At 64.5% G+C, this 22,847-nt stretch carries 17 protein-coding genes and 1 pseudogene; 11 read left to right on the top strand and 7 right to left on the bottom strand.

Features of this window, described 5'->3' with window-relative positions; translation table 11 throughout:
• Positions 1–181 precede the first annotated feature (181 nt).
• Both V5B59_RS24785 and V5B59_RS24780 read right to left on the bottom strand, forming a co-directional pair.
• Entirely contained in the window at positions 182–4,339 is a 4,158-nt protein-coding gene (locus V5B59_RS24785) for a DEAD/DEAH box helicase (protein ID WP_169070601.1), read from the bottom strand.
• A complete protein-coding gene (locus V5B59_RS24780) occupies positions 4,332–6,143 on the bottom strand; it encodes a hypothetical protein (RefSeq protein WP_332352457.1) in 1,812 nt (603 codons plus the stop codon). Before V5B59_RS24780 ends, V5B59_RS24785 begins: the two co-directional genes overlap by 8 nt.
• A 205-nt stretch (positions 6,144–6,348) precedes the next feature.
• Between V5B59_RS24780 and V5B59_RS24775 the strand changes: the two genes are divergently transcribed.
• From V5B59_RS24775 to V5B59_RS24755, 6 genes and pseudogenes are all read left to right on the top strand, one after another.
• The gene (locus V5B59_RS24775; protein WP_332352456.1) at positions 6,349–6,768 is read left to right on the top strand and encodes a Clp protease N-terminal domain-containing protein; all 420 of its coding nucleotides are present in this window, start codon (positions 6,349–6,351) and stop codon (positions 6,766–6,768) included.
• 3 nt (positions 6,769–6,771) lie between these two features.
• A pseudogene (locus V5B59_RS26440) lies at positions 6,772–7,791 on the top strand (AAA family ATPase); the annotation flags it as partial.
• A 727-nt stretch (positions 7,792–8,518) separates the two neighbouring features.
• Positions 8,519–9,139 (top strand): AAA family ATPase, encoded by a 621-nt coding sequence (locus V5B59_RS24770; RefSeq protein WP_332352455.1) that lies wholly within the window; start codon positions 8,519–8,521, stop codon positions 9,137–9,139.
• 109 nt (positions 9,140–9,248) lie between these two features.
• Positions 9,249–10,865: an IS1634 family transposase gene (locus V5B59_RS24765; RefSeq protein ID WP_332351692.1), complete on the top strand. Its 1,617-nt coding sequence runs from the start codon at positions 9,249–9,251 to the stop codon at positions 10,863–10,865.
• 108 nt (positions 10,866–10,973) lie between these two features.
• On the top strand, positions 10,974–12,245 hold the full coding sequence (locus tag V5B59_RS24760) for an AAA family ATPase (protein WP_332352454.1): 1,272 nt from the start codon (positions 10,974–10,976) through the stop codon (positions 12,243–12,245).
• A 77-nt stretch (positions 12,246–12,322) separates the two neighbouring features.
• Positions 12,323–13,129, top strand: coding sequence for a PP2C family protein-serine/threonine phosphatase (locus V5B59_RS24755; protein ID WP_332352453.1), 807 nt, complete (start codon positions 12,323–12,325; stop codon positions 13,127–13,129).
• Positions 13,130–13,210: 81 nt separating this feature from the next.
• On the opposite strand, the gene V5B59_RS24750 is transcribed toward V5B59_RS24755, so the two are convergent.
• The 3 genes from V5B59_RS24750 to V5B59_RS24740 form a co-directional block, all read right to left on the bottom strand.
• On the bottom strand, positions 13,211–13,492 hold the full coding sequence (locus V5B59_RS24750) for a helix-turn-helix domain-containing protein (RefSeq protein WP_332352452.1): 282 nt from the start codon (positions 13,490–13,492) through the stop codon (positions 13,211–13,213).
• Positions 13,489–13,815, bottom strand: a complete 327-nt coding sequence (locus tag V5B59_RS24745; protein ID WP_332352451.1) for a type II toxin-antitoxin system RelE/ParE family toxin — start codon at positions 13,813–13,815, stop codon at positions 13,489–13,491. The genes V5B59_RS24750 and V5B59_RS24745 overlap by 4 nt, the downstream gene beginning before the upstream one ends.
• 318 nt (positions 13,816–14,133) lie before the next feature.
• The gene (locus V5B59_RS24740; RefSeq protein WP_332352450.1) at positions 14,134–15,387 is read right to left on the bottom strand and encodes a hypothetical protein; all 1,254 of its coding nucleotides are present in this window, start codon (positions 15,385–15,387) and stop codon (positions 14,134–14,136) included.
• Positions 15,388–15,581: 194 nt separating this feature from the next.
• Between V5B59_RS24740 and V5B59_RS24735 the strand changes: the two genes are divergently transcribed.
• The gene (locus tag V5B59_RS24735) at positions 15,582–16,100 is read left to right on the top strand and encodes an O-acetyl-ADP-ribose deacetylase (RefSeq protein ID WP_169070603.1); all 519 of its coding nucleotides are present in this window, start codon (positions 15,582–15,584) and stop codon (positions 16,098–16,100) included.
• A 30-nt stretch (positions 16,101–16,130) separates the two neighbouring features.
• Here V5B59_RS24735 and V5B59_RS24730 read toward each other — a convergent pair whose 3' ends face one another.
• Positions 16,131–16,583 carry a rhodanese-like domain-containing protein gene (locus V5B59_RS24730; RefSeq protein ID WP_169070604.1) on the bottom strand — a complete coding sequence of 151 codons (453 nt, stop codon included), beginning with the start codon at positions 16,581–16,583 and terminating at the stop codon, positions 16,131–16,133.
• A 276-nt stretch (positions 16,584–16,859) separates the two neighbouring features.
• Here V5B59_RS24730 and V5B59_RS24725 point away from each other — a divergent pair, with 276 nt between their 5' ends.
• The 4 genes from V5B59_RS24725 to asd are packed head-to-tail and all read left to right on the top strand — an operon-like array spanning position 16,860 to position 22,515.
• On the top strand, positions 16,860–18,695 hold the full coding sequence (locus V5B59_RS24725; RefSeq protein ID WP_169070605.1) for an FAD-dependent oxidoreductase: 1,836 nt from the start codon (positions 16,860–16,862) through the stop codon (positions 18,693–18,695).
• 11 nt (positions 18,696–18,706) lie between these two features.
• The gene (locus tag V5B59_RS24720) at positions 18,707–20,545 is read left to right on the top strand and encodes a 2-oxoacid:acceptor oxidoreductase subunit alpha (protein WP_169070606.1); all 1,839 of its coding nucleotides are present in this window, start codon (positions 18,707–18,709) and stop codon (positions 20,543–20,545) included.
• 1 nt (position 20,546) lies between these two features.
• Positions 20,547–21,602, top strand: coding sequence for a 2-oxoacid:ferredoxin oxidoreductase subunit beta (locus V5B59_RS24715; RefSeq protein ID WP_169070607.1), 1,056 nt, complete (start codon positions 20,547–20,549; stop codon positions 21,600–21,602).
• A gap of 16 nt (positions 21,603–21,618) precedes the next feature.
• Positions 21,619–22,515: an archaetidylserine decarboxylase gene (asd, locus tag V5B59_RS24710; protein ID WP_169070608.1), complete on the top strand. Its 897-nt coding sequence runs from the start codon at positions 21,619–21,621 to the stop codon at positions 22,513–22,515.
• On the opposite strand, the gene V5B59_RS24705 is transcribed toward asd, so the two are convergent.
• Positions 22,475–22,681, bottom strand: coding sequence for a hypothetical protein (locus tag V5B59_RS24705; RefSeq protein ID WP_034909888.1), 207 nt, complete (start codon positions 22,679–22,681; stop codon positions 22,475–22,477). The genes asd and V5B59_RS24705 overlap by 41 nt on opposite strands.
• Positions 22,682–22,847: the final 166 nt, after the last annotated feature.

The raw sequence follows: 22,847 nt of genomic DNA, 5'->3' as shown, positions 1-22,847 counted from the left end.
GACCAATCTCAGTACAGGATTCGTGAGTCGCTGACGCGACCTGCAGATTAACAGACTTGATTGTATAGCCGGCGCGCTGTGGGCGCGATTCCCATTTCCCAGCCTTGCCCCAGCAATTTCTCCCGAACTCAAGCCGAGGGCAAGCGTACCGGCCCAACCCCGCCCAGCCAAGCGCCGCGTCTCACTCGCCTGCGCCGCGCCCCAGCACCAGCGCCAGCATATCCGCGTAGCTCAGCCGCCCGCCGTCTTCGGTGCCGGCGAGCAGCCCGTCGGCCAAGTCGCGCTTGCCGGCGTGCAGCTGCAGGATGCGCTCTTCGATGGTGTCCTGGGCGACCAGGCGGTAGATGGTGACCGGGCGCTCCTGGCCGATGCGGTGGGCGCGGTCGGAGGCCTGGTCTTCGACGGCGGGGTTCCACCAGGGGTCCATGTGGATGACGTAGTCGGCGGCGGTCAGGTTCAGCCCGGCGCCGCCGGCGCGCAGGCTGATCAGGAACAATTCTCCCTCGCCGGCCTGGAAAGCGGCGACCGCGGCGCGGCGCTGCGCCTCGGCGGTCGAGCCGTCGAGATACTGGTAGCGGATGCCGTGGGCATCGAGGTGGTCGCGGATGAGCTTGAGGTGATCGACGAACTGACTGAAGACCAGCGCCTTGTGGCGGTTGTCGAGCAGTTCGTCGACGATCTCGGCGAAGGCCTCGAGCTTGGCACTTGGCAGCTCGCTGTCGGGAAGCGCGAGCCGCGGATGACAGCAGGCACGGCGCAGACGCATGATCTCGGCGAGGAGCTGCATGCGCTGCTGGCCGGGGTGATCCTCCGGGGCCTCTTCTAGGCGTTCGATGGCCTGCCGGCGCAGGGCTTCGTAGAGCGCCCTCTCGCCGCTGCTGAGCTCGATCTGCAGGGTAATCTCGGTGCGCGCGGGCAGCTCGCTCAAGACCTCGCTCTTCAGGCGGCGCAGAATGAAGGGTCGCAACAATTGGCGCAGCCGCTGCCGGGCGCTTGCATCCTTGGCCTGCTCGATGGGAATCGCGAAGCGTCGGTTGAAGGTCTCCAGCGAGCCGAGCAGGCCGGGATTGATGAAGCGGAAGAGGTTCCACAGCTCGCCGAGGTGGTTCTCGATCGGCGTGCCGGTGGTGATCATGCGAAATACGCCACGCAGGCGCATCATCGCCTGCGAGCGTTTGGTGAGCGCGTTCTTGAAGGCCTGCGCTTCGTCGGCGACGATGGTCTGCCACTGCACCTCGGCGAGGCGTTCGCCCTCGCTCTGCAGAAGGCCGTAGCTGCAGACGATGAGGTCGAAGGGGCCGGCCTGTTCGAGCAGCGCGGCGCGGTCGGCGCCGCCGAAACGCAGCGGCTTGAGCGTCGGGGCGAAGCGCTGCGCTTCGTCGATCCAGTTGCCGCAGACCGACATCGGCGCCAGCACTAGCGTCGGACCTGCAGCGGCCCGCGACACGATCAGTGCCAGCGCCTCGACCGTCTTGCCCAGCCCCATGTCGTCGGCGAGACAGGCGCCGGCGCCCCAGTGGGCAAGGCGGGCGAGCCAGCGGTAGCCCTCGGCCTGGTAGTCGCGCAGCTCGGCCTGCAGCGTCGAAGGGAGTGGCGGTTCGAGGGCCTGCAGCGCAGCCAGCCGGTCGAGCAGCGCCCGCCACGCCGGATCGGCCTCGACTGCCATGCCATCGATGATCTCGTCGATGGCCGGCGCCGCGAAGGGGTGGAAGCAGCCGTCGTCGGCCACCAGTCCGCGCAGCTTGTCGAGGCGCCGGCGCAGGGCCTGGCTGAGGATCAGATAATCGTTTTCGCCGAGGCGGACAAAGCGGCCCTGGGCGGCGGCCGCGCGGTCGAGCAGCTCGCGCATCGCCAGCACGCGCCCGTCGTCGAGGGTCAGCTCGCCATTGATCGCCAGCCAGTCGGCCTGCTGCCGGAGGGTGACGCGCATCTGGCTGAGCTGGGTTTCCTTGCCAAGGCCGATGCGCTTGCCCTGCGGCCAGTCGAGCACGACCGCATCACCGAGGCCATGGAGCTCTTCGAGTGCGCTCAGGGCCTGCTCGAGGTCGTCGAGATGCCAGCTCCAGCCGTCGTTGCCGGCGAGTGCCGGGCATTGACGGATCACCGCGCGGGCCGCAGCCAGCTCGCTTCGGAGGTCACGGGGGCAGCGCAGGGCGCGACCGTCGCGCTCGCTGAACAGGGTCGCACCACCCTGCCCCGGTCGGAACTGCGGGCCGGCGTCACCAGCGGGGTGCACATAGCACTCGAGGCCGAGGCCGCCATCGAAAGCGTTCAGGTGCAGGTGCGGGCGCGGGTCGGCGACGATCGTCTCGGCGACGCCGGTGCCGCCGCCGATGTCGGAATGGACGGTCAGCAGCGGCGCTACCGCAGTGAGCCCTTCGAGCAAGCGCGGCTCGGCACCCTTGGGGACGCTGAGGCCCTTCGGGCCGAGAATGCGGGCGATCTCCCGGTGCCGGACATCGAACTGCACCAGCCGGATGCACTGCGGGGTCTCCTCGACCGGCAACAGCGACCGGTCCTCGGCCGGGAAGGGCTCGATGCTGACCAGAAAGTCCTTGCTACGGCGCACCGCCGCCAGCGTCGGCAGCGCGCGCACCAGTTCGACCGGGGTATCTGTGGTCGCGTCGCGGACGACCAGGGGGTGACCGACGGCGGCCAGCAGGGCGCGCTCGGTATCGATCCGATAAACGGTCCGCGCGTAGCCGCCGTGCCAGCTCGCTTCCTGCTCGCGGACGATGCAGGCGCAAATCTCGCGATCCTGGGGCGTCAGGTAGGGGAAATCTTCGGGGGTCTCGGCGAGCCGCTGCAGCGCCACCGGCCGGCCCTGGCTCCAGCCGCCACGCTTGCTGCGCTTCTGCTCGCGAGGTTCGAGCAGGGCGTCGTTCTGGTGCAATTCGAATACCCAGGCCATGCGCAGATCGGCGGTCTCGGGCGCAACGCTGCCGGGATCGGCCGCCTGGCTGCCGAGCCCCTTGAGCGCATCGAGGGCGATCTCCCAGGCTGCCCTGGGGGCCAGCAGATCGGTCATCCGGACCACGCCGGCGGGCGGATCGCCAAGTGCCGCAAGGGTCGGGGTCGCGCCCTCGAAGCCGAAGGCCACCAGCAGGGCAACGGCCTCGTGTGCATACCAGTCGATCCCGGCCTGCGCCGCCTGCTCGGCACAGGTCGCCAGGACTTGCAGCGCGTCCGCTGCCGGGCGCTCGCCAAGCCAGTGCAGTGCCAGGAAGCGGAGTAGTTTTGGAAATGCGCCGCGCACGCTCAGGCTGGACTGCAGCCAGACGGCGTCGGTCAATTGGCGTTGGCCGGCCAGCACCGCGGCCAGGTCGCCGAGCACCCGGAACCCTTGCTCGAGGGGGTCGGTCACGCTGGCCCGCAGACAGAGGGTCACCTGCCGCTGCATCCGTTCGTAATCGGCCTTGCCGCCGCGGTGCAGCAGGGCGATGAGATAGAGGGCACCGGCGATGCCCGGCGTATAGACGTTGCGCTTGCGGCTCAGCTTGCGCGCCGACAGCTCGGCGGCCTCGATCCTCTCAATGGTCTGTGTGTAATCGCCCTGCAAAAAGTGTAGCCAGCCTTGCAGGGCCAGCGCCTCGGGGTCGCTCTGGCCAGCCAGCAGCGCCGGCACCGCATCCAGGCGGCCGCGCAGCAGGTGTTGCTCGGCCAGGGCGTCGGCAACGTCCGGGCGGGTTGCGGCCAAAGGAGTCAGCAGACGTTCCATCAGCACGTAGTGATCCGGCTGTGGAACCAGTTCCAGAGCCGCCTGGTGCAACAGCGGGGCGAGGGCCAGGATCTGGAGACGGGGATCCAGGCCGGCGATCCATTCCGGGTCCGGCTGGGACAGGCAGACCTCGGCCAATTGTCGAACCTGGTGATAGGGAACCCGGGCCAGCGATGCGGCTGGGCCGATCCCGAGCCCTTGCAAGACCTCGTCTTCGCGCCCGGCGTAGAGCGCGTTGCGCAACACCCGCAAGCGGCGCATCTCGCTCGGCTGCTCCCAGGAGTTGCGCAGCGGCGTCGGGAAGCAGCGCTCTGCGGCTTCGACGATCGTCGCGAAGGTTCCGTCGGCGACGGTCTCGCGGGTCAGGGTTTCGCGCAGGTCGGGACGACAGAACAGAGCGCCCTTCGGTAGATCGATCAAGCCGTCGCTGCACAGCCGCTCGCGCAGGGTCTTGTTCAGCAGGCGACTCAGTGGGGTGCCAGCCCGGTCATGCCAGGCGAGGGCGTCGAGGATCTGCTGCAGCACGGTCTGCCCGACCGATTCGCAGACCACCGACAACACCCGCAGGATGCGTTGCTCGTCGGGACTCAGACGCTCGTAGCGCGCATGCAGCTCAGCCAATGGGGGTCTCGGGAAGCACCAGGCCGAGCCTGGCGAGTCCCTTGCGGAAGGCCGCGAGCTTCGGATCGGGAACACAGACCAGGCGGTCGCCGGCACGCATACAGTGCGGCGCGGTGCTCGGGTCGGAGGCGAGCAGCGCGGCAATGGCGGCGTCCTTGCAGCGGATCAGGCGCGCCGACCCGGCGTCGACGAGAGCGGTGGCACGCTCGCCGACGCTCTCCAGCAATTGGCAAAACTCCGCCGGCAGTTCGCCAACGGTCGCAGCATCTAGGAAGTCGCGGATGCGCCCGCGCTCGTTGGCATCGGCACTCTCTCGTAGCAGGGCATCCGGGTCGAGTCGCCAGCGATCGGCAGACAAATGCTGGGCGATTCGCTCGAGGAGCAGCCGCTCCGCAGGCTCCGGATCGCGCAGCAGGGTCAGACCGAGGTCGGCCCCGGTGGCCAGTAGCGGCGGCTTCTTCTCGACAGTCGGTCGGTAGTCCGGGGTCAATCCGAGGCAAAAAGCACCGAGGGCATTGAGGCGAACGTAGCGCAGGCCATCGTAACGGCTCAGGAACAGGAAGTCGTCGGTTCCCCAGGCCTCGCTGTAGTCGGGTCTGGCGTGGTAGGGGCTGGTGTAGGCGACGTCGAGCAGGCCGAGCGTCGCCAGATACTCGAAGAGATAGACGAGGATGTAGCGCGCCTGCAGGATCTCGAACCCCCCGAAGCCCTCGGTGCCCAGGCTGCCGTAGTTCGGGTCGGAAAAGTACAGGGCCCAGGCATTGTAAGTGACCTCGAAGTCGTGGTTGCGAAACCGCATCTGGCGGAAAAACTCGTCGAGGGAGATCCAGCGACCGACGGGACAGCAATCCTTGAGGGCCTCAGCGATCACCGTACGGCGATCGGCCAGGGCACTGAGCTGTGCCGATCGGCTGGTCTGGCCCTTGATCAGGTCCACGCGGCGCAGTTCGTCCGGCGCCCCCTTCGCCTGCCAGCGCTCGAACAGATGCGAGACGACCGTTTCGAGCGGCTGCGACAGCGCCTTGCTGCCGCGGGCGGTCAGCGCCAGCTTGCTGCCGTCCAGCTTTGCCAGCCCAGCGACCTGCAGCAGCAGCGGCCAGGCAAAGGGGCGAATCGGACGGATCGCCCCGCCAGCCCAGCGCTGGCTACCCAGGTCGTCTTCCGGCTGGTACCAGTCGCCGCCGAGCAGGATCGACTCCAGTTTCGCCACTGCGGCACTGCTCGGCAGACCGGTCTTCGGGCCGACCGCGATGCCGCCCTGCCCGATCAGCCGCAGCACCGCCGGCAGGTCATTTCGCACCAGCGCCTCGGTGGCGACGAGGCGCAGCGGCTCGGATGCGCCGGCCGCCCCATGCGACGCAACGGTGGCCGGCAGATCCTCGTCGCTCAGGGTGGTGATCGCCAGCTCGGCAGGCCGCGGTGCCAGCCCGGCCAGACGCGGCAGCAGATCCTCGGGGATCTCGCCCTGGTAGAAGAAGAGCTTGAGGACGCTGGGCTGTTCGACCTTTAACGTGCCCCAGGAATAGCTGCGCCGCCCGAAGTACTCGGGGATCTTGCCGTACCTGAGCCGGAAGCGCACCGGGTCGAAGCGCCCTCCCCAGTGGTGGACCGCCTCGGCGATGGCGTCGATGTCCAGTGCGGACAGGCGCTGCCAGACGCTGCTCAGATCGCCGGCCAGAAGATACTGGGCGAGCGCCTCGATGATGTCCGCCTTGCGCGTCGAGCGGTCGCCAGTGGGCGTCAGGTCGCGTCTCTGCTTCAGCTCGTCCACCGTCAGGAGATTCAATTGCTCGTGTAGTTTCATGGTCATTTCCGCTGGGTGAATGCATGCGCCTGTGTCGCACGCGCCTGGCCAGGCAGTAGAGTGCGCCGGGGTGCGTATTTTACACAGCTCACGCGGATGCCGAGTGAGCAGGGATCGCAATCTCCACCATCGCGTAAATCGGGAGTAATGACGTATAGTCCTGAAGAAAGGAGATTTCGACATGGCAAAAGGGGAAGCAGATGCCTTGGACGTCATCCTCGGCGTGGCCGCAGAGGAGGCGGTTCAAGCTGGCTATACGCAGATTACGACGGCGCACTTGCTGATCGCACTCTCTCGTTTCAGTGAGGGACAGGTCTCGAACCACTCCGTTCTGTTCGACGAGCTCAGGGGTGAATTCGCAGCGCTGGGGATCAATCCGCGCTCGTTCCGGCGCCGTCTGCGAGGGATCCTGGGACGCCGGGAGGTCCGACCTGGCGGCGATTGGATCGGTCGCTCCGCCCGTTGCAAGGAGGTTTTTGTCGCGGCTGAACGTGCAGCCTCGGAGGCCAGGGAAACGTTGACACCGGTCTGGCTGCTCCGCAGCGTGTTCATGTCGCTGGCTGATGTCGCGCCCGGCGCTGCCGTAGAAGGCAGCGAAGCGGACGATATTCCTGCGGAACTGTAGGCCATGTTCACGAGTGAAGCCCAGAGCATCATCGAGCTTGGGAAAAACATCGCGCTAACCCGGCGCGAAAGCAAACTCGAAGTCGAAGCGATTGCAACTGCCCTGGCGATGAACCCACGCGGTGCGACCTTCCTCGCTGGCTGCCTGGAACTGGACGCCGCGGCGCTCCGTGGCCGGTTTCCCGGCGTGGACAAGCTCCAGCGCTGTAGTGGCAAGCTTCCGCTTGCCGACGATTGTCGTGAGATGCTGCGCCGGGCCAGGTTACTTGTGGAAAAGGTCCCGGCGGGAAATCAGGCCGCGTTGATCGCGCTGCCGCATCTGGCCTGCGCTGTTGCCCTGTCGCTTGCGCCAGGTCCAGGCGACGCCACGCACGAAGAGAAGATTCTGCGCCTCCTCGCCCAATGGGTAGAGGAAGACAGCCGCCCTCCGAGCCTCGGCGTCCTCACGCAACGCCTGCGCGCACTGCGCCAGCACTTGCTCGCCCGTATTTCCGGGCAGGACGATGCCGTACACCAGTTTGTCGAGGGGCTGTTCGGCGTCGAAGTGGTCGCCGCCGCCGACACCAGTCGAAGGAAACCCGCCGGGTTGTTCGTCTTCGCCGGGCCGCCTGGAGTGGGCAAGACATACCTCGCGGAGCTGGGTTCGAGCAACCTCAACCGCCCCTTCAAGCGCTTCGACATGAGTGGCTATTCCCTCTCGCACGAGACCACTTCGCTGGTCGGCAGCCCTCGCTTCTACAAGGACTCCCAGCCCGGCGCACTGACCAACTTCGTGCAGCGGAACCCTGATGCCGTGCTGCTCTTCGACGAGATCGAAAAGGCGCACTCGACCGCGATCCAGCTTTTTCTGCAGGTTCTCGATGCCGGCAGGCTGCAGGACAAATACAGCGAAGAAAACGTCGAATTCCGCAACACCATTGTCATTTTCACGACCAACGTCGGCCGCCAACTCTACGAGAACGAAAACGCGGCCGGCGTGCATCAGGCCAACGCAGCGTTTCACCGCGGCACCATCCTCGACGCCCTGCGCAGCGATATCGACCCGCGTACCCAGGCGCCGTTTTTTCCGGCGGCTATCTGCTCGCGAATGGCTACCGGCTACCCGATCCTGTTCAACCGCCTGCGCGTGGACGATCTGGCCCGCATCGCCGGCGAGGAGTTGGTGCGGGTGGCGTCCTTGCTCGAACGCCAGCACGGCCCGCGTTTCGTGTTCGGCGACGAGATTCCGCTGGCGCTGGTCATGCGTGAAGGCGCCAACACCGACGCCCGAACGATCAAGGCCCAAACCGAGGCGTTTCTCAAGGACGAGGTCTTCAAGTCCTGCCAGCTCTTTTCCGACGACCACGTGGACCAGGTATTCCGCGCCATCCAAACCGTGACGGTCCAGATCGATCGCCAGAATGCCGGCGAGCACGCCGACCGCTTGTTCTGGGAAAAGCGCCGCCCGGTCGTCTTGTTCGTCGGTGATCCGTTTGTCGCACGCTTTCACGCCCAGCTTGTGGACCAGGTGGAATGGTGCGCGGCGTCGAATGCCGATCAGGTTTTCGACATCCTTGCCAAGCGCGGCGTCGACCTGGTCGTGCTGGACCTCGCACTGCGTCAGGAGAAGTTCAGCGGGGACTACGACCAGCTCGCCGATGCCTTCGGCGACCTCTCGTCCATGCCCGGCAATGGAACCGAACTCTACTTCGACCACACGCCGCTCGCTGCCCGACGATTCGCTGCCGGGCAGCAACTGCTCTCAAACCTGCATGCGCGCATGCCGGATGCCGGTCTTCCTCTACTCTGCCGGCCCAGGGGCCAGGCTTTCGGGTGCCTCCGTGGACGAGGAACTGATCGTCGCCTGCGTGCGCGCCGGCGGCGCGCGCGGCGTCATCCGCTCGGCGCTCGTCGGCTCCGATCCGGCGACCATCGAGCGCTACAGACAGGCTCTCGATGCCGAGATTCAGCGAATAGCCACGCGCTTGCGCCGCGAGAAAGTCGCACGCGAGCTGGCCGCCAAGAACCAGGTCATTGCCTTCGACACCGCTCCGGTCCTTGGCGAAGAGGGCAGCCACCTGCAGATCCGCTGCCGCAACTTCCGCCTGATTCAGGCCGTTCGCAGTGCCGATACGGGCGCACTGGTCTCGGACATGGAGCGTCCGCTGGCCCGCTTCGCGGAGGTCATCGGCGCCGAGGGCGCCAAGGAATCCCTGGCTTTCATCCGTGACTGGCTGCACGACCCGAAGAAATACGCCGCAGCCGGGGTGGAGCCTCCCCGTGGCATCCTGCTCACCGGTGCGCCCGGAACCGGCAAGACCCTGCTCGCGCGCGCCCTGGCCGGCGAATCCGAATGCGCTTTTCTGTCCGACGGACCTTCCCGGAGCCCTTGAGGTAAGTCGTTGATTCATGGCAAGAAACCAGAAAATCGGCAAAAATGTAGGCATGTAAATATAATAATAGCTATTTACAAACAATGTGCTATTGGCTATTATTGTCGGCATGTACATCGCCCGCGTCCCCAACCGAAAGTCCAGGCCGGCCATCCTGCTTCGCGAGTCCTATCGCGAGGGAGGCAAAGTCTGCACACGAACCATCGCCAATCTGACGAACTGGGCACCGGAACGAATCGTCGCCATGGAACGTCTGGTGAAGGGCGAATTCGACGACTGGTCGGGAGAGATGACCAGCGGCGAGATTTTTGGGGTGCTGTTTGCCCTCAAGCAGTTGGCCGACCAGGTGGGCCTCACGCGGGTGCTGGGCAGCGCTGCGGAAAGCAAGCTCAACCTGTTCCTGATTCTCGCGCGTATCGCGCATGGTGGCTCGCGGTTGTCGGCGGTACGCTGGGCGAAACAGCACACGGTGGCCGATGTGTTGGCGGTGGAGGCGTTCGATGAGGACGACCTCTATGCCGCGCTGGACTGGCTGGCGAGCCAGCAGGAACGCATCGAGCGGGAGCTTTACCAGGCCTATGTCAAGGCGCAGGGCCAACCGCCCGTGCTGGTGCTTTACGACGTCACTTCGAGCTACTTTGAAGGGGAATGCAACGAGCTGGGGCAATATGGTTACAACCGCGACGGCAAGCGCGGCAAGCCGCAAATCGTCATCGGTTTGTTGACCGCGGAGGACGGGGAGCCTCTGGCCGTGCGGGTCTTCGAAGGGAATACCGCGGACCCGACGACGGTGGCCAGCCAGATCACGATCCTGAAGGAACAATTCGGCATTGCCGAGGTGGTGATGGTCGGCGATCGGGGAATGATCAAGGCCAAGGGGAAAGCCGCGCTGTCGGTACAGGGCTTCCGTTATATCACGGCGTTGACGGACGCGCAGATACGCACCTTCCTCAAGGAGGGGGTGCTGCAGACGGATCTCTTCGATGCGCATCTGTGCGAGGTGGAGCACAACGATAAACGCCTGATCGTGCGCCGCAACGAGACTGTGCGGGTGCGCGAGGAGCGTCGGCGGGAGGACAAGCTGGCGCAGTTGCAAGCGAAGGTCGCCGAACGTAATGCCTTCGTCAAGGACTCCAAGCGCGCCAGCGCGGCAGCAGGCCTGGCCGCCTTGCAGCGCTGGACCAAGAGCCACAAGCTCAGCGCGTTTGTCACCCTGACGCTGAAAGAACGCGTCATTGTCTGTACCATCGACGAGGAGGCCAAAGAGCAAGACGCTCTGCTCGACGGCTGCTATCTGCTGGAAACCAATGTGCCGCTCACCTTGATGGACGCGAAGACGGTCGATGCGCGTTATCGCGATCTGCAAAAAGTCGAGCGCAACTTCCGCACCGTGAAAACCACCTTTCTGGAAATTCGCCCGATCTTCCTGCGCAAGGCCGAGCGGACCAAGGCGCATGTCTTCGTGGCGATGCTGGCCTTAAAAATCACGCGGCGGTTTGAAGCGGCTCTGCGGCAGACCTTCGGCAGCACCGAAGACGACCCCGCCGCCATCACCCCGGACGACGCCCTGGTGGCCCTCGGACGATTGACCTATCTCTACACCACCGACCGCAACGGTCAGCGTCACACGCATCTGCCACGCCCGGACGATCAACAGGCCAAAATCCTCAGCGCCATCGGTCTGTCCTTCCCGCTCAAGGCCAAAGCCGACAAGCTCGCCGCGTAGGCAGGCGCCGCTTTTGCGGCATCGGCTATTTTTTTAACAAAAACCGATAGTTACAGCATAACTGCGCTTGCTGGCTGGGGGAAGATCCGTCCGAGGCGGCAACCAGCTTTGTCACCAAGTATCAGGGCAGCGGTCCCGAGGCCATCCGCGAGCTGTTCGCACGCGCCCAGCATTCTGTTCATCGACGAAATCGACGCCATCGGTGGCAACCGCGCCGAAGTCAAGGCGGGCCACGTCGGGCACGCCGAGGCGCTCGCCCTGAACCAACTGCTGATCGAGATGGACGGTTTCGGCAAGCCGACGGATCGGCCGGTGATCGTCCTCGCCGCAACTAACCGTGTCGAGACCCTCGACCCCGCACTCTTGCGGCGCTTCAGCCGCACTATCGAAGTGGAACTGCCGACGCGCAGCGAGCGCGAGACCTACCTGCACCGGCGGCTCGCCGCCAAGGCGCGACACGAAGTGAGCGACGCCATGATCGAGCGCCTGGCGGCCCAGGGACAAGGCATGTCCGTTGCCGATTACGAGCGCATTCTCGCTCAGGCGGCAGTCATGGCGCTGACGAACGACGGCGTCCTGACCGACGCCCTGCTGGCCGAGGCCTTTGAACAAGTGACCCTGGGTGAGGCCAGGGCGGCGACGGATGGGCTGCGCACGGCCCGCCACGAAGCCGGTCACGCGCTGATCATGTGCGCCACCGGTAGCCCACCGATCTACGTCACCATCGTCGGGCGCGGAAACTTCGGCGGCTACGCCGCTTTCGAGGACAAGGAGGAGCGGCGCTCGCACACCCGGCGCGACCTCGAAGACCGCATCTGCCAGTTGCTTGGCGGCCGTGAGGCCGAGCGCTGCCACGCAGCCGTCCACCACACCCTGGAAACCCAGAGCCAGCGCGCCTCCAGAATTCTCGCCGACCATCGCGACGGACTGAAGTGCTATGGTCTGGCGGGCGGCACACGCATCACCAAGCTCAACACGGCAATGGGCACACTGATGTACATGCCGCCCGAGCAGGTGCGCAATACCGCAACGGTGAAGGAACCGGCCGACCTCTACGCCGTCGGCAACATGCTGTACTACCTGCTGACCGGCCGCTACAGCCTGGACTTTCCCACGCCTGCGGACATCCGCGAAATCCGGCGCCAGAAGCCCGAGGAATGGCGGACGCCGGAGGATGCCCTGCGCATGATCATGAAAATCGAGCGAATCCAGCATCCGTTCAAAATCATTCTCAACGAGGAGCCGATTCCGATTCGCCAGCGCGACGCGTCCATTCCAGAGCGGCTTGCGGCCGTCGTGGACCGCGCGGTCAAAAAGGACCCGAACCAGCGCTTTCAGACCGCCGCCGCTTTTCGCGATGCGTTGCTGGGCGCGGTGTGAGCCATGTGCCCATGTTTCAAACCCTATTCCGGCGCTTGCAGGAGGCGGTTCGCGGAAAACCCGCGCCGATTTCGCCGATGAGCACGAATCCTGCGGTCGCCCCGGACAACGCGCGCCGCAATACGATGGCGCCATCCGATCAACTGTGTGCGATCAGCGATGTCGGACGGGTGCGCGATCACAACGAGGATCTCGTCTACTTGTCCGACGACGGGCGGATGATGATCGTCGCCGACGGCATGGGCGGCCACGCCGCCGGCGAAGTGGCCAGCGCACTGGCGATCGCGGCCATCCGGGAGCATCTTGGGGCCTTGCCTGCGGCTGACGCCGAAACCCTGCAGCAGGCGATGTGCGATGCCATGGAAGCAGCACAGGAGCGCGTTCTGGCGGCGAGCCAGGAGGCGAGCCAAGATTCGGGCGGGACGCGCCGGATGGGCTGCACGCTGATTCTCGCCTGTATTCACGACGACACGCTCTATCTCTGCCATGTCGGCGACGTGCGTGGCTATTTGTGGAGTGGGCAGCAACTGCGCGCGCTCACCAATGATCATTCGGTGGTCGCCGAACTGGTCGCGGTCGGCGTGTTGACGCGGGATGAGGCACGCGCGTATCCAGACAAGAACGAGGTACTGCGGGCCATCGGAATGGCTGTCGGATTCGCTCCGGAGATGAACCTCTGCCCATTGAATTCTGGCGACCGAGTGCTCCTGTGCTCCGACGGACTATGGGAGATGCTCTCCGATCAGGAGATTGCCGACGCGATGGGCAGCGATGGCTCGATGCGCCAGATCGCGACGCAGTTGGTCGACCGCGCAAACCATTCCGGCGGGAACGACAACATCTCCGTGGTGTTGTACGAGCACCGTGGGCGGAACACAAGGTGATGGGCTCCGTGCGAAGGTGAATTGCCGGGCCGGGACACCCTGCGTTTTGCTTGGCAGGTCGCCGGCACAGCCAGCGCCTGCTTACGCTACTTCCAACTCCATATGCACGCGCCGGCCCAGCGCCGTGGCGATGTTCACCAGAGCATCGAGGGAGAACCGCGACACGCGCCCGCGCAACAGGTCATTGATGCGCGGCTGTGTAACGCCGCAATGGGTTGCAGCGTCGGCCTGCTTCCAGTCGCTGTCCTTGATGATGGCCGCGATCTGCCGCATCAGTTCGGCGCGCGCCTGAAGGTTGGCGGCCTGCTGGGGTGTGTCGGCGATCGCATCCCACACGCTGCTGAAAGTTTCTGGTTTGTTCATTGGACATCCATCATCAGTTCGGTGAATCGTCTCTTGGCAAGTTCAACGTCGCGCTTGGCCGTCGTCTGCGTTTTCTTCTGGAAAGCGTGCAGCACGTAGACCGCATCCGCCAGCCTGGCTGTGTAGATCACGCGGTAGGTGCCGGTGTCGTCCCACACCCGGATTTCCTCGACGCCCTTGCCGATGGCAGGCATGGGCCTGAAATCGTCGGGCTGCTCGCCGCGTTGCACCTTGTCCAGTTGGTAACCCACATCGTGCCTGGCATCCTCGGGGAATTCCCGCAAGCACTTGAGCGAATCACCCAGGAATCGGAGTAGTTTCATGGACTGAACATACTGCTTTGGATATAAATACGCAAGTCTCAAGAGCGTCTTTCCGATCTCCAACTGGACCGAGCCGGTCATGCCAGGCGAGGGTATCGAGGATCTGCTGCAGCACGGTCTGCCCGACCGATTCGCAGACCACCGACAACACCCGCAGGATGCGTTGCTCGTCGGGACTCAGACGCTCGTAGCGCGCGTGCAGCTCAGCCGCCAGTAGCGGCGGCTTCTTCTCGACAGCCGGTCGGTAATCCGGGGTCAATCCGAGGCAAAAAGCGCCGAGGGCATTGAGGCGAACGTAGCGCAGGCCATCGTAACGGCTCAGGAACAGGAAGTCGTCGGTTCCCCAGGCCTCGCTGTAGTCGGGTCTGGCGTGGTAGGGGCTGGTGTAGGCGACGTCGAGCAGGCCGAGCGTCGCCAGATACTCGAAGAGATAGACGAGGATGTAGCGCGCCTGCAGGTCTCGAACCCCCCGAAGCCCTCGGTGCCCAGGCTGCCGTAGTTCGGGTCGGAAAAGTACAGGGCCCAGGCATTGTAAGTAACCTCGAAGTCGTGGTTGCGAAACCGCATCTGGCGGAAAAACTCGTCGAGGGAGATCCAGCGACCGACGGGACAGCAATCCTTGAGGGCCTCAGCGATCACCGTACGGCGATCGGCCAGGGCACTGAGCTGTGCCGATCGGCTGGTCTGGCCCTTGATCAGGTCCACGCGGCGCAGTTCGTCCGGCGCTCCCTTCGCCTGCCAGCGCTCGAACAGATGCGAGACGACCGTTTCGAGCGGCTGCGACAGAGCCTTGCTGCCGCGGGCGGTCAGTGCCAGCTTGCTGCCGTCCAGCTTTGCCAGCCCAGCGACCTGCAGCAGCAGCGGCCAGGCAAAGGGGCGAATCGGACGGATCGCCCCGCCAGCCCAGCGCTGGCTACCCAGGTCGTCTTCCAGCTGGTACCAGTCGCCGCCGAGCAGGATCGACTCCAGTTTCGCCACTGCGGCACTGCTCGGCAGACCGGTCTTCGGGCCGACCGCGATGCCGCCCTGCCCGATCAGCCGCAGCACCGCCGGCAGGTCATTTCGCACCAGCGCCTCGGTGGCGACGAGGCGCAGCGGCTCGGATGCGCCGGCCGCCCCATTCGACGCAACGGTGGTCGGCAGTTCCTCGTCGCTCAGGGTGGTGATCGCCAGCTCGGCAGGCCGCGGTGCCAGCCCGGCCAGACGCGGCAGCAGATCCTCGGGGATCTCGCCCTGGTAGAAGAAGAGCTTGAGGACGCTGGGTTGTTCGACCTTTAACGTGCCCCAGGAATAGCTGCGCCGCCCGAAGTACTCGGGGATCTTGCCGTACCGGAGCCGGAAGCGCACCGGGTCGAAGCGCCCTCCCCAGTGGTGGACCGCCTCGGCGATGGCGTCGATGTCCAGTGCGGACAGGCGCTGCCAGACGCTGCTCAGATCGCCGGCCAGAAGATACTGGGCGAGCGCCTCGATGATCTCCGCCTTGCGCGTCGAGCGGTCGCCAGTGGGCGTCAGGTCGCGTCTCTGCTTCAGCTCGTCCACCGTCAGGAGATTCAATTGCTCGTGTAGTTTCATGGTCATTTCCGCTGGGTGAATGCATGCGCCTGTGTCGCACGCGCCAGGCCAGGCCAGTAGAGTGCGCCGGGGTGCGTATTTTACACAGCTCACGCGGATGCCGATTGAGTAGGCTCATTGCTTGCCTGCTCGCAGAATGCTGGGCATACTTGCTTTCCTGTTGTTGATCAGAAAGCCTTCGAGATCCTCTGACCATGCCAGCCCTGTTGCAAGCCCTGCAAGCCGACATCACCACGCTCGCGGTGGATGCGATCGTGAACGCCGCCAACTCGTCGCTGCTTGGCGGCGGCGGCGTGGACGGCGCCATCCACCGCGCCGCTGGTCCCGAATTACGACAGGCCTGTCGTCTGCTCGGCGGCTGCCCGACTGGCGACGCCAGGCTCACCCAGGGCTTTCGCCTGCCCGCCCGCTACATCATCCATACCGTTGGTCCGGTCTGGCATGGCGGCAGCAGTGGCGAAGCCGAGTTGCTGGCTGCGTGTTATCGGCGATCGGTCGAACTTGCCACTGCCCAGGGCGTGATGACCATGGCCTTCCCGAGCATCAGCACCGGCATCTATGGCTACCCGATCGAACAGGCGGCGACGATCGCGGTGTCGACAGTGCGTTCTTCGCTACCCGCAGGCGGACCCATCCAGGAAGTATTCTTCTGCTGCTTCTCGCGGCGAGACCTGGAGGTGTATGCAGCACTGCTCGGGGAGAGCCTTCTCTGACTCCCTGAACTCGCCCGCCGCGCAGCGCCGTCAGCAGCGCGTGCCGGCCCCGGCCGCACAGGCGGCGACTGTGCTCGTCGCCGGCGTCAGCGAACGACCTTCCTTCTCCCAGGCACGAATGCCGCCTTTCACGGTGTACACCGTCCGGTAACCCGCCTGCTCCGAGAGAAACTGGCTGGCTGCCCTGGTACGGTTGCCACTTCGACAGATGACGATGAGCGGCTGGTCCGGCCTGGCCACTTCCTGCACTTTCTGCAGCCAGACTGGCGGATTGGAGCGACCGCGCTCGTCGAAATAGGTCAGCAACTTGCTGCCGGCGACGACTCCGGTTTCCTGCCATTCACCGGCAGTGCGGATGTCGATCAGCGGCACCCCTGCAGCAACCAGCCGCGCCAGCTCGGCATTGTCGATATCGACCACCTCGGCGCGAACCAGGAACGAAAAACATACGGCGAAGAACGACAAACAGAACTTGCGGACCATGCTCGATACTCCCGGAACACTGAGGTTCACACATCTTACAGCAATGGTACGCCTGTAGCACAAAGGCATGCGTATTGCAGGTTTCGGCAGCTTTCTCGAATGCCGAAGAATCGCTGACATGAAGTCGATCATTGCACAAAGGTTAGTGCATCCGCAAGAATCACACCGATCAATCTCCACAGCCCTTTTCAGCGCTGCAGCGGCGCGCTAGTATGACGATCTTTGGAGCCAGCGGCCGTGGCTCCGGACCCGTACCGATGAAAGGATACGTTCGTCTTGAAGCCCACCGATATCGGCGCACCCGACTATTTCCACAAAGTCGTTGATTGCCAGTGGGCGTGCCCTGCCCACACCCCCGTTCCCGAGTACATCCGCCTGATCGCCGCCGGCCGCTATAGCGAGGCCTATATGGTCAACTGGGTGTCGAACGTCTTTCCCGGCATCCTTGGACGCACCTGCGACCGTCCCTGCGAACCGGCGTGCCGGCGCAGCCGCGTCGAGGACGAAGCGGCCGATGGTCGCGAGCGCAAGGAACCGGTTGCGATCTGCCGCCTGAAACGCGTCGCTGCCGACTACAAACAGGACATCCGGCCACTGCTGCCGCAACCGGCCAAAGAGAAGAACGGTCGACGCGTGGCCTGCATCGGCGGCGGTCCGGCTTCGCTGACGGTGGCGCGCGACCTCGCACCGCTCGGTTATCAGGTCGTAATCTACGACGGCGACGCCCGCGCCGGCGGCATGATGCGTACCCAGATCCCGAAATTCCGGTTGCCCGAAGCGATCATCGACGAGGAAACGGGTTACGTTCTCGGCCTCGGCGTCGACTTCCGCGGCGGCGAGTACGTCAATTCTCTGAAAAACCTGCTCGCCGAAGGTTACGACGCGGTCTTCGTCGGCTCCGGGGCACCCCGCGGTCATGACCTCGATATCCCAGGGCGCAAGGCAGCGGCCAAGTACATCCATCTCGGCATCGACTGGCTGGCCAGCGTTGCCTTCGGGCATACCACTTCGATCAGCAAGCGCGTGATCGTTCTCGGCGGCGGCAACACGGCAATGGACTGCTGTCGTTCTTCGCGCCGGCTCGGCGGCGAAGACGTCAAGGTCATTGTCCGCTCGGGTTTCGAGCAGATGAAGGCCAGTTCCTGGGAAAAGGAAGACGCGATGCACGAAGGCATCCCGATCCTCAACAATCTCGTCCCCAAGGCGTTTACCCACAACAGTGGCCGCCTCACCGGCGTCACCTTCGAGAAAGTACGTGCGGTTTTCGACGAGCAGGGACGGCGCAGCCTGATACCGACCGGCGAACCCGACGCGCACTTCGAATGCGACGAGGTACTGGTCGCCGTCGGCCAGGACAACGCCTTTCCCTGGATCGAACGCGACATCGGCATCGAATTCGACCGATGGGGACTGCCCAAACTCGATGAGCGGACCCTGCAATCGACCGTTGCGAATGTGTTCTTTGGGGGCGACGCCGCTTTCGGCCCGAAAAACATCATCTGGGCGGTCGCGCACGGCCACGAAGCGGCAGTCTCGATCGACCGGCTGTTGAACGGCGAGGACATTGCCGCCCGTCCTGCGCCAATGACCCATCTGATCTCGCAGAAAATGGGCATCCACGCCTGGCGCTACGACAATGCCATCTCGGCTGATCGCCGCCTGCGCGTGCCGCTGCGCGACATCAGCGCTGCACTCAAAAACATCAGGATCGAGGTCGAACTGGGTTTCGACCCGCAACTCGCTTTCAAGGAAGCGCAGCGCTGCCTGAACTGCGATGTCCAGACGGTATTCACGTCGAAGCTGTGCATCGAATGCGATGCCTGCATGGATATCTGCCCGATGGACAGCATCAGCTTCACCGCCAATGGCGAAGAAAACGAACTGCGCCCGCGGCTGCGCGCCCCGGCGCTCAACCTGAGCCAGGATCTCTACGTGTCGGAGACGCTGAAGACCGGTCGGGTGATGGTCAAGGACGAGGATGTCTGCCTGCACTGCGGCCTGTGCGCCGAGCGCTGCCCGACCGGGGCATGGGACATGCAGAAGTTTCTGCTCAAGATGACATACGCGGGCGCCGGCTGTCGCAGTGCCGGTATGCAGCCAGCAAGCGCTTAAGGAAAACAGCCATGCAGAAGATCGAAGCGGTCAATGATTTCGTCGTCAAGTTCGCCAACATCAACGGCTCGGGGTCGGCATCGGCGAACGAGCTTTTTGCGCGCGCCATCCTGCGCATGGGCGTGCCGGTCTCGCCACGCAACATCTTTCCTTCCAACATCCAGGGGCTGCCGACCTGGTTCGAAGTGCGCGTCACCGAGCACGGCTATCTCGGTCGCCGCGGCGGCGTGGACATGATGGTGGCCATGAATCCGCAGACCTGGGACCAGGATGTCCGGGAAATCGACCCCGGCGGATATCTCTTCTACGACAGCTCGAAACCGCTGCCGCGCGCGAAATTTCGCGACGACATCCACGTCCGCGGCATGCCGCTCACCGAGATCTGCAACCAGGCCTACAGCGACGCGCGCGAGCGCCAGTTGTTCAAGAACATCATCTATGTCGGCGCGCTGACGGCACTGCTCGACATCGACCCGGCCGAGATCGAGAAGCTCTTCGGTGAGCAGTACAAAGGCAAGGAAAAGCTGCTCGACTCCAACATCCAGGCGCTCAAGCTGGGTATCGACTACGGGCATACCCACCTCAAACCAATCGCGATCAAGGTCGAGCGCCGCGACTGCGTCGGCGACCGCATTTTCGTCGATGGCAACCATGCCGCCGCGCTCGGCTGCATCTACGGTGGCGCGACGGTCTGCGCATGGTATCCGATCACCCCATCGTCTTCGGTCGCTGAAGCTTTTCAGCGCTACGCACAAAAGCTGCGCGTCGATCCGGAAACTGGTGCTCATCGCTATTCGATCGTACAGGCCGAAGACGAGCTGGCGTCGATCGGCATGGTCATCGGCGCTGGCTGGAATGGCGCGCGCTCATTCACCGCAACTTCCGGCCCCGGCATTTCGCTGATGAGCGAGTTCATCGGTCTCGCCTATTTCGCCGAGATCCCGGCGGTGCTGATCAACGTGCAGCGCGGTGGCCCGTCCACCGGCATGCCGACGCGCACCCAGCAGGCCGATGTGCTCGCCTGCGCTTACGCCTCGCACGGCGACACCCGGCACGTGCTGCTGTTTCCCGAAGATCCCTACGAGTGCTTCGAGATGTCGGCGCAGGCGCTCGATCTCGCCGAGCGCCTGCAGACGCCGGTGTTCGTCATGAGCGACCTCGACATCGGCATGAACCAGCGGCTATGCCGGCCGTTTACCTGGGACGACAGCCGGTCATATGACCGTGGCAAGGTGATGACCCGCGAGGCGCTCGACGCCGGTGCCGATTTCGGTCGCTACCTCGACGTCGACGGCGACGGCATTCCCTACCGTACCTATCCGGGAACGCATCCGACCAAGGGTGGTTACTTCACCCGCGGCACGACCAAGAACGCCTACGCCGGCTACTCGGAAGCCGGCGCCGATTACATCTACAACATGCAGCGGCTGCGACAGAAGTTCGAGACCGCCAAGTCGCTGCTACCCTTGCCGGTACTCTGTGCCGCCAGATACCCGGCACGCTTTGCCGCCCTCTTCTACGGTTCGACCGGCCCGGCCATGCAGGAGGCACTCGACACGCTCGCCGAGCAGGGAATCTACATCAACGCCCTGCGCATCCGCGCTTTCCCGTTCCAGAACGAGATCGCGGACTTCATCGCTTCGCACTCCAAGGTCTTCGTGTTCGAACAGAACTTCGACGGCCAACTGACGACGCTGCTGGTCAACGAGGCCGGAGTCAACCCGGCCAACCTGATTCCGGTACTGCACTACGACGGCACGCCGATCACCGCGCGCTTCATCACCCAGGAGATCGCCGAGCGCGTTTCGCGCCTGAACGTGCGCCCACTCCGACACGACATGGTGGCCTGAGATGACCTACCTCGCAAAACCCAAGCTGCACCACCCCTCGCTCGCCAAGAACCGTGTCGGCTACACCCGCCGCGACTACGAAGGCCGGATTTCGACGCTCTGCGCCGGTTGCGGCCACGACTCGATCTCGGCCGCCATCATCCAGGCCTGCTGGGAACTCGACATCGAGCCGCACCGCGTCGCCAAGCTCTCGGGAATCGGTTGCTCGTCGAAGACGCCTGATTACTTCCTGGGCAACTCGCACGGTTTCAACACCGTGCATGGACGCATGCCCTCGGTGCTCACCGGCGCCTATCTGGCCAACCGCGAACTGATCTACCTTGGTGTCTCGGGTGACGGCGACTCGGCGTCGATCGGCCTCGGCCAGTTTGCGCACGTCATGCGCCGGGGCGTCAACATGACTTACCTGGTCGAGAACAACGGTGTCTACGGACTGACCAAGGGACAGTTCTCGGCGACCGCCGACAAGGGCTCCAAGTCCAAGAAGGGGCAGACCAACAACGACGCACCGATCGACCTGGTCACTCTCGCCCTGGTCATGGGAGCGACCTTCGTCGCGCGCGGCTTCTCCGGCGACAAGTCCCAACTCGTGCCACTGATCCGCGCCGCGCTGGCCCACCAGGGCGCGGCGGTGATCGACATCCTCTCACCGTGCATCGCCTTCAACAACCATGGCGGCAGCACCAAGAGCTACGACTACGTGCGCGAGCACAACGAGGCGGTGAATCGCCTGGACTTCTTTCCGCAGCGCGAAGAGATCACCGCCGAGTACGGCGCCGGCGAAGTGACCGAGGTACGCCAGCACGACGGTTCGGTGGTGCGTCTGCGCAAGCTGCACGCCGATTACGACCCCGGCGACCGCATCCGGGCGATGAGCTACGTTCAGGAACACGCCGCACGTGGCGAGGTGGTCACTGGCCTGCTCTACCTCGACAGCGACGCCTGTGATCTGCACCAGCAACTCGACACCGTCGAAGCGCCCCTGAACACCCTTGGCGCTGCCGAACTCTGCCCCGGATTGGCCGCGCTTGAGAAGATCAACGCTTCGCTGCGTTAATCTCAGCGCCGCGATCGTGTCCGACCGTCTCGCCGTACTGTTTCAATACCTTCTTCCCAAACAGGCACTGACCACAATCGCCGGCAAGCTCGCCGAGCGTGCAGCCGGCAGCCTCACGACGCATGTCATTCGCTGGTTTGTTCAGCGCTACGGCGTCGACCTGAGCGAGGCCGCCAATCCCGATCCGGCCAGCTACCGGAGCTTCAATGAGTTCTTCACCCGGCCGCTGCGTGCCGGTGCGCGGCCGCTTGCCGACGCCGCTTTTCTCTGCCCGGTCGACGGCGCGATCAGCCAGTTTGGCGGCATCGAAGGCGACCAGATGTTCCAGGCCAAAGGCCATCGCTACTCGACCGCTGCCCTCGTCGGCGGCAACCGCCAACTCGCTGCCCGCTTCGAGAATGGCGCTTTCGCCACCCTCTACCTCAGCCCGCGCGACTATCACCGCATCCACATGCCGGTCGATGGCCGCCTGACGCGAATGATCCATGTTCCCGGCGAGTTGTTCTCGGTCAACCCGACGACCGCACGTGGCGTGCCGGGTTTGTTCGCCCGCAATGAGCGTGTCGTCTGCGTCTTCGAGGCCGAGTTTGGCCCCTTCGTCCTGACCCTGGTCGGCGCCACCATCGTCGGCAGCATGGCCACCGTCTGGCACGGCACGGTCAACCCACCGCGTGTCCGCGAAATTCGCGAATGGCTTTACGACGACCCGCAGATCGTCCTGAAGAAAGGCGATGAAATGGGACGCTTCCTGCTCGGCTCGACGGTGGTCATGCTCTTCCCGAAAGACGCGCTCTGCTTCAATCCCGCCTGGGCGCCTGCCCGCCCGATCCGCATGGGCGAGATGATGGCCAATCCTGCCGAACGATGTGGGCTTACGCCCGGCGGGTCAGGCGACAATTCCGGTAGAACTTGATGACCTGAGCGATTCCCCAGCAGATCAGCGTTGGCAGCGCGGCAATGATTGCGGCGCTGACCGCCACCCTGGCAAAGCTGCCAGCCGTGATCAGCGGAACTTTGGCGGCAATGCCGGCGAAAGCCGCCACGAAGGCGGCAAGGAAGATGATACCCAGGATCCTCATGATCAGGTTTCCTTGCGTGAAACTTTGAGACTGCGGAAGTGGTGATGGCGCTGGCTCGACTGGACGAATCCCCGCGAGCGGGCCGGATGCCGATGCAGAAAACCGCACTGGCGTCGTTCGTGCTCTGTCAGGATTTTCGTTTGAAGCAAACGGATTATGAGTTGCG

This window comes from Candidatus Accumulibacter contiguus (genome assembly GCF_036625285.1).
GTDB classification, from domain to species: Bacteria; Pseudomonadota; Gammaproteobacteria; order Burkholderiales; family Rhodocyclaceae; genus Accumulibacter; species Accumulibacter contiguus.
This window is presented reverse-complemented; position numbering and strand designations above follow the sequence as displayed.